Raw genomic sequence first — 12,871 nt, forward strand, 5'->3', positions numbered from 1 at the left:
GAGCGTAAACTGGATTGTTGGGTCGACTTTGGCCCCGACTCCACAGACCCAATTTCTCGAGCGGAAGTGAGCCTTCACGCATGTCAGCAAACACCATTACTCGCGATGAACTTCGCAATGTAGCCATTGTGGCGCACGTTGACCACGGCAAGACCACCCTGGTCAACGCCATGCTCCAGCAGACCGGCGCATTCGACAGCCATGGTGAAACCGAAGACCGCGTGATGGACTCAGGTGAGCTGGAACGCGAGAAGGGCATCACCATTCTTGCCAAGAACACCACCGTGTTCTACAGCGGCCCAGCGGCCGAGGGCAAGAAGATGACCATGAACATCATCGACACCCCGGGCCACGCCGACTTCGGTGGCGAGGTTGAACGCGGCCTGTCCATGGTCGACGGCGTTGTCCTGCTCGTCGACGCATCCGAGGGTCCGCTGCCGCAGACCCGCTTCGTGCTGCGCAAGGCGCTTGGCGCCAACCTGCCAGTGATCATCGTGGTCAACAAGACCGACCGCGCCGATGCCCGCATCGACGGCGTCGTCTCCGACTCCATGGATCTGCTGCTCGGCCTGGCTTCCGACCTGGCTGACGAAGCTCCGGACCTGGATCTGGATGCCATCTTGAACGTTCCCGTGGTCTTCGCTTCGGGCAAGGCCGGCTACGCATCGATGAACCAGCCAGTTGACGGCACACTGCCTGACAACGAAGATCTTGAGCCGCTGTTCGAGACCATCATCAAGCACGTTCCTGCGCCGACCTATACCGAGGGTGAAGTCCTGCAGGCCCACGTCACCAACCTTGACGCTTCGCCATTCCTCGGCCGTCTTGCACTGCTGCGCATGATCAACGGCACCCTGCGCAAGGGCCAGCAGGTCAACTGGGCACGCCAGGACGGCACCATGAAGCAGGTCAAGATCACCGAACTGCTGGCCACCCAGGGCCTGACCCGCGTTCCAGCTGAAGAAGCCGGACCGGGCGAGATCGTTGCAGTCGCCGGTATCGAAGACATCATGATCGGCGAAACCCTCACCGACCTGGAGAACCCTAAGCCGCTGCCGCTGATCACCGTTGATCCACCTGCGATCTCCATGACCATCGGCATCAACACCTCGCCACTGGCTGGCAAGGTCAAGGGCGCCAAGGTCACCGCACGCCAGGTCAAGGATCGCCTGGACAAGGAACTGATCGGCAACGTTTCGCTGAACATCCTGCCAACCGAGCGTCCAGACGCTTGGGAAGTCCAGGGTCGTGGCGAACTGGCACTGGCCATCCTCGTTGAGCAGATGCGCCGCGAAGGCTTCGAGCTGACCGTTGGCAAGCCGCAGGTTGTCACCAAGATGATCGACGGCAAGGTCCACGAGCCAATGGAGCGCATGACCATTGACGTGCCGGAAGAGTACCTGGGCGCTATCACCCAGCTGATGGCATCGCGCAAGGGCCGCATGACCGACATGGCCAACCACGGTACCGGCTGGGTTCGCATGGAATTCATGGTTCCAGCACGTGGCCTGATCGGCTTCCGCACCCGATTCATGACCGAAACCCGTGGTGCCGGCATTGCCGCTTCGCTGGCCGAAGGCTACGAGCCGTGGGCAGGCGCCATCGAGTACCGCATCAACGGCTCGATCGTGGCCGACCGTGCCGGCGTGGTGACTCCATTCGCGATGATCAACCTGCAGGAACGCATGAGCTTCTTCGTGAAGCCAACCGAAGAGGTCTACGAGGGCATGATCGTGGGCGAGAACTCGCGCGCCGATGACATGGACGTGAATATCACCAAGGAAAAGAAGCTCACCAACATGCGTGCAGCTTCCTCGGATTCCTTCGAGAACCTGACCCCGCCACGCACCCTGACCCTGGAAGAGTCGCTTGAATTCGCTCGCGAAGACGAGTGCGTTGAGGTCACCCCGGAAGCAATCCGCATCCGCAAGGTGCTGCTGAACGCCAACGACCGTGCCAAGGCCAGCCGTGCACGCGCACGCTCCTAATAATCGCAATTCCCTCGGAGGCAACTTCTCCGCGCTGTGGCGCGGTGCGGTTGCCGCCGTGGCTGCAGGATTGTTCGGCACGGCAATCCACGCCTCCATCAGCTATATCGGCAACGATTTCCCGCTGGTTTGGGGCGTGCTTGTTGCCTGGCTCCTGCTCGGAGTACTGGTGTACTGGGCTGCGGTTTCCTCCGCGAAGCTGTGGGCCGGTGCGGTGGCGTTCATCGGATGCTATGTGACTGTTGGCCTGATTTCCTATGTGGGCGACGACCAGCTGATCTTGGGCATGCAGTACTACGAGTACCTGCCCGGACCGGCGTTGGCCTCTGCACTGTGGATGTACGGAATGGTCATTCCATCGGTGATTGCCTTGCTGTGCTCCTTGCGGGTGTTGCGCAAGCAGCAACGGCAGAATTGAAAAACAGTAGGAGTTCTTCCCCAACGGGAGGAACTCCTACTGTTTTTAATAAGGTTTTGGGGAAGCGGTGACCGGCCTACTGGCCGTCACGCGCATTGCCGGTGATATCCAGATGGTGGGCCAAGAACAGCGAGGTGGCCACGCCATCGGGATCCGGGTCGCGTACTGCGTAGTCCTCGATAACCGCGCGCAGCCGGCTCATCAGTTCCTTCTGGTTTTCTTCATTGAGTTTCAGACCCAAGCGGATGACCTGTATTTCCTGCGGATCAAGTCCCTCGATTTCCTGCAGGAAGGTGTCCACGAGCATCGGAGCCGCGTCGGGAATGCGGGTGCCCCAGGACTGCTTGGTGCTTCGATAGGGCACTTCTTTGGCACCGCGGTTGCCTCGGCGCGGTTCTTCCGCGGCGAGGTAGCCGTTGCTGACGAGGGTGCGCACGTGATGCAAGGACGTGGCGGGATTCAAATCCAGAATGTCCGCAATTTCCTTGTTCGTGCGTGACTCATGGAGGCACAAGCGCAAGATGCGAAGCCTCAGCGGGGAGCTGAGGGCTCGTGCTCGCGATTGGACAAGTTTATCGGAGGGCATGAAAACAGCATACGCGAAAAGTGTTAAGTGATTGGAAGATTCAAATCGCATGTCTTCCCAAGCCGGATCAAGGGAGCTGCGACCCGGATAAGTGGCATCGTGAAAATCTTGCGGCTTGCCAGGACGCTATTCGCTGCGCGGGACGCGGGGCCTGCGGCGCGCCGGAGCCTGCGGTACCCGCTTGGCGTGGGTGATCGCCGCGCGGGGGATGCGTACCAGCTCGGTGCGGGTCTGGATGCTCACCGATTCCTCGGTCACTTCCCTCAGCTCTCCCAACGCGTCGGAAAAATGTCCGCCGGCCTGGCCCTCGGCCAATCGGTAGCGGACAACTAGCCGTTCACCGGGCGTCACATCACTAAAACTAAGCATTTGGTAGCGTCATCTTTTCGTAAGAAGAATTCATTTGCACCACGGGAAGCTGAAATGTGAATGGTCGATTACGTCACAGCGCGCCGATAGGCGGTTCGATGAATGGTTATACAGGACTAGACTGTAGTTTGAGCTGGTAAAGGATTCAAAGAGCATCTGCTGAAACCACTAGCTCTGTTGAAACCACCCAGTGCAAGGAAAGGTCTCGGCCCTCGTGACTTACATCATCGCTCAGCCGTGCGTCGACGTGAAAGACAAGGCGTGCGTCGAAGAGTGCCCGGTAGATTGTATCTATGAAGGTGAGCGCTCGCTCTACATTCATCCCGATGAATGTGTTGACTGCGGCGCCTGCGAACCTGTCTGCCCCGTCGAAGCCATCTACTACGAAGATGATGTGCCGGACGAGTGGGCCGACTATTACAAGGCAAACGTCGACTTTTTCGACGAACTTGGATCCCCGGGCGGCGCCGCTAAAATTGGTAACACCGGCACTGACCACCCACTGATCAGCGCCTTGCCACCTCAGAACCAAGGCTAGGTTTTCACTTTCATGCTTGAACTCCCCGATTACCCCTGGAACCAGCTTGCCCCGTATCGCGAGCAAGCGTCCGCACATCCGGGGGGAGTCGTGGACCTGTCGATCGGCACGCCCATCGACAGCACGCCGCAGGTCATCCAGCAGGCGCTGGCCGACGCTGCCAACTCGCACGGCTACCCGACCACGCACGGGACCATTGAGGTCCGCCAAGCCATCGTCGACTGGTTCGCCCGCCGACGCAACGTCACCGGATTGAGCACCGATGATGTCATGCCGACGGTTGGCTCCAAGGAAATGGTGGCGTGGCTGCCGTTGTTCCTGGGCCTGGGCGCTGGCGATATCGTGGTCCGTCCCGAAATCGCCTACCCGACCTATGACATCGGTGCCCAGCTGGTCGGCGCGACCCCTATCGCCACCGACGACCTCTCGGAATTGACTGCTGAGCAGCGCGAGCGCGTGAAGCTGATCTGGGTCAACTCGCCTGGCAACCCGACCGGAAAGGTCCGCGATACCGCCCAGCTGGCAGGCATCGTGGCTCAGGCCCGCGAAATGGGTGCCGTCGTCGCCTCCGACGAGTGCTACGCGGAACTGGGGTGGGATGAATACGAGGGGCAGGTGCCCAGCATCCTGGACCCGGCGGTCAACGCTGGAAACCTCGATGACCTGTTCGCGCTGTATTCGCTGTCGAAGCAGTCCAACCTCGCCGGATACCGCGCCGCCTTCGTTGCCGGTGCTCCCAATCTGATGCCGTCTCTGGTCAATAGCCGCAAGCATGCTGGCATGATCGTTCCCGGTCCAATCCAGCACGCCATGGTGGCGGCCCTGAATGACGACGAGCATGTCGCGGCGCAGCGCGAGCTGTACCGGGCACGCCGTGACATGCTGCGGCCGGCGCTGGAGAATTTCGGCCTGGCCATCGAGGATTCGGTGGCGGGCCTGTATCTGTGGTGCACCGCTGGGCGTCCGAGCTTTGAAACCATCGGGGCGCTGGCGGAACTGGGCATCGTGGCCGGTCCCGGGGCCTTCTACGGCACCGCCGGGGAACGCCACGTGCGCGTGGCGCTGACTGCATCCGACGAACGGATCGCGGCTGCCGTTGAACGGTTGAATTCTTCCGCCAATCGGTGAAGATGACGCCCTAATTAGCTTGAATGGGTCAAATCGCGGTATGTTCTACGGTGACGACTGACCTTTCGGAACTACACGCTTTCCGGTTAGGAGATGCAATGACAGATACTACGTCTGCACAGCTACACTTTGGAGAATCCAGCCTCGAGCTGCCGGTAATTCAGGCAGCAGAGGGCAACGACGGATTCGGCGTAGCCCCACTTTTGAAGACCACCGGGAACGTGACTTACGATCCCGGCTTCATGAATACCGCGGCCACCAAGTCCGCGATTACCTACATCGACGGCGACGCAGGCATCCTGCGCTACCGCGGGTACCCAATCGAGCAGCTGGCCGAGAAGTCCAGCTTCATCGAGGTCACGTACCTGCTGATCTACGGCGAACTGCCAACTGCCGACCAGCTGGCCGAGTTCGACAACTCGTTGCGCCGCCACACCCTGCTGCACGAAGAGCTCAAGGGCTTCTTCGGCGGTTTCCCTCGCGACGCGCACCCGATGCCGGTGCTGTCCTCGGCTGTTTCGGCCCTGTCAACCTGGTACCAGGATTCGCTGGATCCGAAGGATGACGCACAGGTTGAGCGTTCGACCCTGCGCCTGCTGGCAAAGCTTCCGGTCTTGGCCGCGTACGCGCACAAGAAGTCCATTGGCCAGGCGCTGCTGTACCCGGACAACTCGATGAACATGGTCGAGAACTTCCTGCGCCTGTGCTTCGGCACCGCTGCCGAGCCGTACATCGTGGATCCAGACGTTGTCAAGGCTCTTGACCTGCTGCTGATCCTGCACGCTGACCACGAGCAGAACTGCTCGACCTCCACCGTGCGCCTGGTTGGCTCCTCGGAAGCCAACATGTTCGCTTCGGTTTCGGCAGGCATCCACGCGCTGTCCGGCCCGGCCCACGGCGGCGCCAACGAAGCCGTCCTGAAGATGCTCCGTGAAATCCAGTCTTCGGGCATGACCCCTGAAGAGTTCATGACCAAGGTCAAGAACAAGGAGGACGGCGTACGCCTGATGGGCTTCGGCCACCGCGTGTACAAGAACTACGATCCACGCGCCAAGATCATCAAGAAGACCGCTCACGACCTGCTGGCAAAGCAGGGCAAGAACGAGCTGCTTGATATCGCGATGAAGCTGGAAGAAACTGCGCTGAACGATGAATACTTCATCTCGCGCAAGCTCTACCCGAACGTGGACTTCTACACCGGCCTGATCTACACCGCCATGGGCTTCCCGGAGAAGATGTTCACCGTGCTGTTCGCCATCGGCCGCCTGCCAGGCTGGATCGCGCAGTGGCGCGAAATGATCAAGGACCCGGAGCTGAAGATCGGCCGCCCACGCCAGCTGTACATGGGTGAAACCGCTCGCAACTACCCGGGCTACCAGGCCTAGGCTAGCTGCCGGATTCCTGCGGCAGGACCTGTCTTCCCACGATAGTGGGGGACAGGTCCTTCCCTGTTTTAAGTGGTATTTCGGGAGTATCCTTTGAGGCAGAGGAAACGACAAGTGTGCCGAAGAATCAGGTGGTATGCATGTACTTACGTCGTGGAAATAATTGGTCGCTGGCCATAAATACCAATCAGAATATGCTGATGGCGTTGTACCTGCGCGAACTCTCAGGCGTCCACCCCGCGGAGGCCGGACCTAATAGCCGGCTTGCTTCCAATATCAAGAACCGCAACACGATTGACGACTCGCACGGACAGCTCAAGCAGGAATGGAGTTCCTGGTGGGATTCGCTGACCGCGGTGGCGCCAGCCAGTGAACCGGAGGCCAGCGATGCACTGATCAAGCGGCTGGAAGACGAGGGCTACCCGGCCCTGGCCCGGCTGGCGCGGGCACACTACGGCCAGGCCACGGTGTTCGCCCAGCAGCATGCCCAGGACTTTGCAGAAAACAGCGGCAAGTACGTGCCGCACCGCATGGATGAGCTGGAGCGGATCCTGATTGACCACGGCGTGGAACACGATATGCAAGCCACTCGGCAGGAGATCCAGCTCATTGACGTGCCCTTGGACGAGCCCAGGGCTTGGCTGACTGGCCGGGCAACCATCGTGGCCAGCACGTCGCTGCTGCGCGACTCCAAGGCTTTCCACGGCTTCATCCAGCCGATGGTGACCATCATCTTTCCCGGCGGCTAGCCGAGCAGCAAGAAACTGGGCAATAAAAACTGGCAGACCACTTTCGTGATCTGCCAGTTCGAATGCAACAGGAGAATTAGTTGGCGTGAAGCGCGCTGTTCAGCTCAACGGTCTGGCCTGCGCGCGGCAGGGCCTCAACAGTGCCGGTGATCGAATTGCGGCGGAAGAGCAGGTTTGGCACGCCGGAAAGCTCCAGTGCCTTGACCTGCTTCTCGCCCAGCACCACACGCGTGCCGGCGGTGACGTACAGGCCAGCTTCGACCACCGAGTCATCGCCGATCGAGATGCCCACACCGGCGTTTGCCCCCAGCAGCACGCGTTCGCCGATGACAATGCGTTCCTTGCCGCCACCGGACAAGGTGCCCATGATCGATGCGCCGCCTCCAACGTCCGAGCCATCGCCAACAACGACCGATGCCGAAATGCGGCCTTCCACCATCGAGGTGCCCAAGGTGCCGGCATTGAAATTGACGAACCCTTCGTGCATGACGGTGGTGCCCGAAGCCAGGTGGGCGCCGAGGCGCACACGTCCAGCGTCGGCAATGCGCACGCCGGCCGGAACCACATAGTCGACCATGCGCGGGAACTTATCCACGCCGTACACGGTGACCGCACCACGAGCGCGCAACTTCAACCGGGTCGTTTCGAAGCCCTCGACCTGGCAAGGACCGAAATTCGTCCATACGACGTTTGCCAGATGGCCGAAGATGCCGTCGAGGTTGATGCTGTTCGGCTGGACCAGGCGGTGCGATAGCAAGTGCAGGCGCAGCCACACATCGGCGGTGTCAGCCGGAGCTACATCAAGATTAATGGTCAGTGAAACTACCTTCTGGGTGGTGCCGCGGGCTGCATCATCCTGCGCGGCGGCAGAGAGTTCACCGGAGAGCTCTTCAGCTTGGGCGAGTTCGCCCAAGACTGGAGCCGGGTACCAAACATCAAGGATCGTTCCATCGGATGCGACCGTTGCAAGGCCATGCGCTGAGGCTAAACGGACAGATGATTCGCTGGATGTCACAGATTCTGAAGTCATACACCGATCGTATCTTTGCTGACCGGAGTAACGTTGATAAATGACAAAAAAGTGAAGCTAGAGACTCAGGATGTAGCCAGCCGTGAACGAATTGGACCTGCAACAAGACGTTGCCCTGCTCACCGAGCAGATCATGAACATTGAATCCGTTTCCGGCAATGAGCAAGAGCTGGCCGACAAGGTGCACCACGCGCTGCAGCAGCTGGCGCATCTTGAGGTCCATCGGGACCAGGACGCCATCGTGGCGCGCACCAGCTTTGGCCGCGAACGCCGCGTCGTGCTGGCCGGGCATCTGGACACCGTGCCGTTGCCACGCACCGAGGGCGCCAAGGGCACCGTCCCCGCACAGGTCATCGGCGGGGTGCTCTATGGCCGCGGTGCGACGGACATGAAAGGCGGGGTTGCCGTACAGCTTGCCCTGGCGGCAGAGCTGACCGACGCCAAATACGATGTCACCTACGTCTTCTACGACCATGAGGAAGTTGAAGCGGCCAGGTCCGGATTGGGCCGGCTGGCCAAGAACAGCCCGGAACTGCTGGAAGCTGACTTCGCGATCCTGCTGGAACCGACCAACGGCACCGTCGAAGGCGGGTGCAACGGAACCAGCCGCTTCGTCATCCGCACCCGCGGCAAGGCGGCCCATTCGGGACGCGCATGGATGGGGCATAACGCGATCCACGACGCGGGGGAGATCCTGCAGCGGCTGGCTGCCTACCAGCCCCAGAGCATCACCGTCGAAGGCCTGGACTACCGCGAGGGAATGAACGCAGTCCGCATTGCCGGCGGCATCGCGGGCAACGTGATTCCGGATTACTGCGAGGTGGAAGTGAACTACCGATTCGCCCCGGACAAGACGCTGGCCGAGGCTGAGGCCGTTGTCCGCGAGCTTTTCGCTGGCTTCGATATCGAGCGCACCGATGGCGCCGATGGAGCCAAACCGGGATTGGACCAGCAGATTGCCGCGGACCTGATCAAGGTGCTGGGCCAGGAACCCAAGCCGAAGTACGGCTGGACCGACGTGTCGCGCTTCTCGGCCTTGGGAGTTTCGGCAGTGAACTTCGGCCCAGGAGATGCGCTGCTAGCACACAGCGATGATGAGCATGTACCGCAGCAGGCTATCCGTGATTCCCTGCAGAGCCTGCGCGCGTGGCTGCGCTAGCGATGCCCTGTCACTGAGCAATTGTCGTGGCAAGAAAAAATCTCCGTACCGTGTGGTTGATGCCCAAGCGGTACGGAGATTTTTCTGTTGCGGTGGCTAGGCCTTGGGATCTTCGCGATCCTGGCCCGCTTGCGTGCCCAGATCCGCGGGGGCTCCAACCACTGCCGCCGTCGGGTTGGCGGCTGCAGTCTTGTCCTTCTTCACCCGGCTGCTCAAGCGGCGCGAGACGATCACTGCCAGCTTGCTCAGGGTGAAGTTGATGATGATGAAGATCGCCGCCGCCACGATCAGAGCCTGCAGCACATTGCCGTTCGGCGAGGAGTAGGTGCGGGCGAAGAACAGCAGCTCGTTGAAGCTGATGATGTAGCCCAGGGCCGAGTCTTTCAAGATCACCACGAACTGGCCGATCAGCGCTGGCAGCATGGCCACCAGTGCCTGCGGAATCTCGATGTAGCGCAGGGACTTGCCGCGGGTCAGGCCGATCGCGATACCGGCTTCGCGTTGGCCCTTGGGCAGATTGTGCACTCCGGAACGGACCAGCTCCGCAACGACCGAGCCGTTGTAGAAGATCAGTGCTGCGACCACGGCCCACATCGCGGTATCTCCTGGCAGCTGCAATGAGCGGGAGAAGAAGACGTTGAAGAACACGATCATCAGCAGCACTGGAACCGCACGGAAGAATTCGACAATCACGGTGGATACACCGTTGATCAGCTTGTTCTGCGCCAGGCGTCCAACACCGAAGATCAGGCCGAATATCACCGAACCGACAATGCCGAAGATGGCGGCCTTGACGGTGTTCCACAAGCCGGGCAGCAAGTAGTTCTTCCAGGTGCTCGACTCGATGAAGTCATCCCACTGGGAAGCCTGCATCTGGTCCTTGGCGGCGAGGCCCAAAATGATCCAAGCAACGATGCCCAGGGCAATCAGGGCACCGATGATGTTGACAGCCAGGATGCGGCGCCGGGCCTTGGGCCCGGGCGTATCGAAAAGAATCGAGGCGCTCATCGTGCCACCGCCAGTTTCTTCGAAGCCCACGTGGTCAGCAGGCCCACTGGAATAACGATGATCACGAAGCCCACCGCGAAGGTCAAGAAGATCGGGATGACGATATCGGCACGGAACTCGATCATGGTCTTCATGACCGAGGAGGATTCGGTGGCTACCGAACCGACCGCCGCGACCGTGGAGTTCTTGATCAAGGCGATCAGGGTGTTGCCCAGCGGCACGATGGCTCCGCGGAAGGCCTGCGGCAAGATCACCATGCGTGCTGCGGGCAAGAAGCTCAAACCGATGGCACGGGCAGCTTCCGCCTGTCCCAGCGGAACCGTGTTCACGCCGGAACGGATGGCTTCGCACACGAACGCCGCGTGGTAGACCGCAAGGCCAAGGACGGCCAAGCGGAAGAAGTTGTTCTGGAAGTCTGAGCTGAGCACGAATCCGAGCTGGCCATAGAGCGCCAGCACGCAGAACAGGATGATGATGGTCAGCGGCGTATTGCGGATCAAGTTGACGTAGCTGGTGCCAATGGCCTGGAAGCTCCCTACGGGAGAGATGCGCAGCAGGGCCAGAATAGTGCCCAGAACGAGGGCGCCAATGGCAGCCCAGAACGTTAGTTGGATATTGACCCAGAAAGCTCCGGGAATGTCGTACTCAGTGAATATGGATAAATAGTTCTCCACTGCAAGCCTCTGTCTCGATGGCCGGAATACCGGCCAAGTGGCTATGGGTCCGATACCTGCATCAGCCGGTTACCGGAGTAACGCAGATTGCAGATGGGGGCCAAACACGCTGCGTTTGGCCCCCATTGCATCAGGTGCTGCTAGGCGCAGGAATCCGAAAGGGTTGGCGGGTTGGTCTCAGCGTTTGGCTTGTAGCCGGTGCCTTCGGTGTTCTTGTCCAGGGCCTTCTGCCATTCGCCGGACTCGATCATCTTGGTGATCGCCGCGTTGATGTCGGCGCACTTGTCGGTGCCATCAGGCAGGCCCACGCCGTAGTTCTCTTCCGAGAACGGCGCGCCAACTACCTTGAACTTGCCCTTGTAGGCTGGCTGCGCAGCCAGACCCGCGAGGATGATGTCATCGGTGGTCACCGCGTCAATGGTGCCGCCGCTCATCTGGGTGGTGCACTCTGCGTAGCCCGGAAGCTCCTGCAGGTTGGTGTTCTGGGCGTAGTTGTCCTTGACCTTCTGGGCCGAGGTGGAACCGGTGACCGAGCAGAGGTTCTTGCCGTCAAGATCTTCCGGGCCGGCAATATCCGAGTCGGCTGGAACCAGCAGGTCCTGGCCGGCAACGAAGTACGGGCCGGCGAAGTCGACGACCTTGTTGCGCTCATCGGTGATCGAGTAGGTCGCGAAGATCATGTCGACCTGGTCGTTCTGCAGCATGGTCTCGCGGTTGGCCGAAGGGGCCGAAACGAATTCGATCTGATCCTCGGTGTAGCCCAATTCGTTGGCTACGTACTTGGCGACGTCCACATCGAAACCGGTGTAGTTGTCGCCGTCCTTGAAGCCGAGGCCTGGCTGGTCGAACTTGATGCCGATGCGGATCTTGTCGCCGTCGGCTTCGCTATCGCCGGAGCCGCCGCATGAAGTCAGGGCCAGGGCTGCGACGGCGGCCATTGCGGCTACGGTACCGAAACGAGTCTTGCGCATTGTTCCTCCTAGTGGATGCGTGATGATGAAATCAGTGGTTGGTGATCAGCTTGCCAAGGAAGTCCTTGGCACGGTCGGATTTGGGATTGGTGAAGAATTCTTCCGGTGCGGCCTGCTCGACGATCTGGCCGTCGGCCATGAAGATCACGCGATCCGCGGCCTTCCGCGCGAAGCCCATCTCGTGGGTGACCACGAGCATGGTCATGCCTTCCTTCGCCAGTCCGACCATGGTGTCCAGGACCTCGTTGATCATTTCCGGGTCCAGGGCGCTGGTCGGTTCGTCGAAGAGCATGACCTTCGGCTTCATGGCCAGTGCGCGGGCGATCGCCACGCGCTGCTGCTGGCCGCCGGAAAGCTGTGCCGGCAGCTTGCCGGCCTGGTTGGCCACGCCGACCCGCTCCAGCAACTGCATTGCCAAGTTCTTCGCTTCGTCCTTCTTCATGCCCTTGACCTTGATCGGTCCGAGGGTCACGTTTTCCAAGATCGACTTGTGGGCGAAGAGGTTGAACGACTGGAAGACCATGCCGACATCTGCACGCAGATTGGCCAGCGCCTTTCCTTCTTCGGGAAGGGTCTTGCCGTCAATCTTGATGGTGCCTTCATCGATGGTTTCAAGCCGGTTGATGGCGCGGCATAACGTCGACTTGCCCGAGCCGGAAGGGCCGAGGATCACAACGACCTCGCCCTTGGTGACTTCGAGATTGATGTCATTGAGCACATGCAGCGCACCGTAGTGCTTATTGACCCCAGTCAGCTGGACGATAGGGCCGTCAGAAGAAGCCTGAGCCTGATGATCGCTTTTCATGTTGTAGACATTACTTGATGTGACGCCGGCTACGCGACTCTTCGACCACGTCACATCGAGTTG

Annotated in this window: 14 protein-coding genes; 7 read left to right on the forward strand and 7 right to left on the reverse strand. The window is 60.4% G+C overall.

The features are described from left to right. Positions 1-80 precede the first annotated feature (80 nt). Together typA and BKX98_RS01730 are read left to right on the forward strand one after the other, a co-directional pair. Entirely contained in the window at positions 81-1,988 is a 1,908-nt protein-coding gene (gene typA / locus BKX98_RS01725; RefSeq protein ID WP_066140514.1) for a translational GTPase TypA, read from the forward strand. Then, a complete protein-coding gene (locus BKX98_RS01730) occupies positions 1,969-2,406 on the forward strand; it encodes a hypothetical protein (RefSeq protein ID WP_038990620.1) in 438 nt (145 codons plus the stop codon). The genes typA and BKX98_RS01730 overlap by 20 nt, the downstream gene beginning before the upstream one ends. Before the next feature lie 76 nt (positions 2,407-2,482). On the opposite strand, the gene BKX98_RS01735 is transcribed toward BKX98_RS01730, so the two are convergent. Continuing rightward, entirely contained in the window at positions 2,483-2,992 is a 510-nt protein-coding gene (locus BKX98_RS01735; RefSeq protein ID WP_073705959.1) for a helix-turn-helix domain-containing protein, read from the reverse strand. A 126-nt stretch (positions 2,993-3,118) separates the two neighbouring features. Continuing rightward, positions 3,119-3,361 carry a hypothetical protein gene (locus BKX98_RS01740; RefSeq protein WP_066140506.1) on the reverse strand — a complete coding sequence of 81 codons (243 nt, stop codon included), beginning with the start codon at positions 3,359-3,361 and terminating at the stop codon, positions 3,119-3,121. Between the two features lie 214 nt (positions 3,362-3,575). Here BKX98_RS01740 and fdxA point away from each other — a divergent pair, with 214 nt between their 5' ends. From fdxA to BKX98_RS01760, 4 genes are all read left to right on the forward strand, one after another. Next, positions 3,576-3,899, forward strand: coding sequence for a ferredoxin (gene fdxA, locus BKX98_RS01745; protein ID WP_013349521.1), 324 nt, complete (start codon positions 3,576-3,578; stop codon positions 3,897-3,899). 12 nt (positions 3,900-3,911) lie between these two features. Further along, positions 3,912-5,027 carry a succinyldiaminopimelate transaminase gene (gene dapC, locus BKX98_RS01750; RefSeq protein ID WP_073705960.1) on the forward strand — a complete coding sequence of 372 codons (1,116 nt, stop codon included), beginning with the start codon at positions 3,912-3,914 and terminating at the stop codon, positions 5,025-5,027. 98 nt (positions 5,028-5,125) lie between these two features. Further along, positions 5,126-6,412 (forward strand): citrate synthase, encoded by a 1,287-nt coding sequence (locus tag BKX98_RS01755; protein ID WP_038990615.1) that lies wholly within the window; start codon positions 5,126-5,128, stop codon positions 6,410-6,412. A 140-nt stretch (positions 6,413-6,552) separates the two neighbouring features. Then, positions 6,553-7,161 carry a hypothetical protein gene (locus BKX98_RS01760; RefSeq protein ID WP_143180993.1) on the forward strand — a complete coding sequence of 203 codons (609 nt, stop codon included), beginning with the start codon at positions 6,553-6,555 and terminating at the stop codon, positions 7,159-7,161. Positions 7,162-7,237: 76 nt separating this feature from the next. Here BKX98_RS01760 and dapD read toward each other — a convergent pair whose 3' ends face one another. Next, positions 7,238-8,191, reverse strand: coding sequence for a 2,3,4,5-tetrahydropyridine-2,6-dicarboxylate N-succinyltransferase (dapD, locus tag BKX98_RS01765; RefSeq protein WP_038990612.1), 954 nt, complete (start codon positions 8,189-8,191; stop codon positions 7,238-7,240). 82 nt (positions 8,192-8,273) lie between these two features. On the opposite strand from dapD, the gene dapE reads away from it, so the two are divergent. Then, the gene (dapE, locus tag BKX98_RS01770) at positions 8,274-9,350 is read left to right on the forward strand and encodes a succinyl-diaminopimelate desuccinylase (protein WP_073705962.1); all 1,077 of its coding nucleotides are present in this window, start codon (positions 8,274-8,276) and stop codon (positions 9,348-9,350) included. Between the two features lie 96 nt (positions 9,351-9,446). Here the strand turns inward: dapE and BKX98_RS01775 are convergent, their stop codons facing one another. From BKX98_RS01775 to BKX98_RS01790, 4 genes are all read right to left on the reverse strand, one after another. Then, a complete protein-coding gene (locus tag BKX98_RS01775; protein ID WP_073705963.1) occupies positions 9,447-10,358 on the reverse strand; it encodes an amino acid ABC transporter permease in 912 nt (303 codons plus the stop codon). After that, positions 10,355-11,032 (reverse strand): amino acid ABC transporter permease, encoded by a 678-nt coding sequence (locus BKX98_RS01780; protein WP_038990609.1) that lies wholly within the window; start codon positions 11,030-11,032, stop codon positions 10,355-10,357. The genes BKX98_RS01775 and BKX98_RS01780 overlap by 4 nt, the downstream gene beginning before the upstream one ends. Positions 11,033-11,172: 140 nt before the next feature. Further along, a complete protein-coding gene (locus BKX98_RS01785; protein WP_073705964.1) occupies positions 11,173-12,003 on the reverse strand; it encodes a glutamate ABC transporter substrate-binding protein in 831 nt (276 codons plus the stop codon). A gap of 31 nt (positions 12,004-12,034) precedes the next feature. Beyond that, positions 12,035-12,766: an amino acid ABC transporter ATP-binding protein gene (locus BKX98_RS01790; protein ID WP_038990719.1), complete on the reverse strand. Its 732-nt coding sequence runs from the start codon at positions 12,764-12,766 to the stop codon at positions 12,035-12,037. Between the last annotated feature and the right edge of the window lie 105 nt (positions 12,767-12,871).

Source organism: Glutamicibacter sp. 0426, from assembly GCF_001906485.1.
In the GTDB taxonomy this organism is placed as follows: domain Bacteria; phylum Actinomycetota; class Actinomycetes; order Actinomycetales; family Micrococcaceae; genus Glutamicibacter; species Glutamicibacter nicotianae.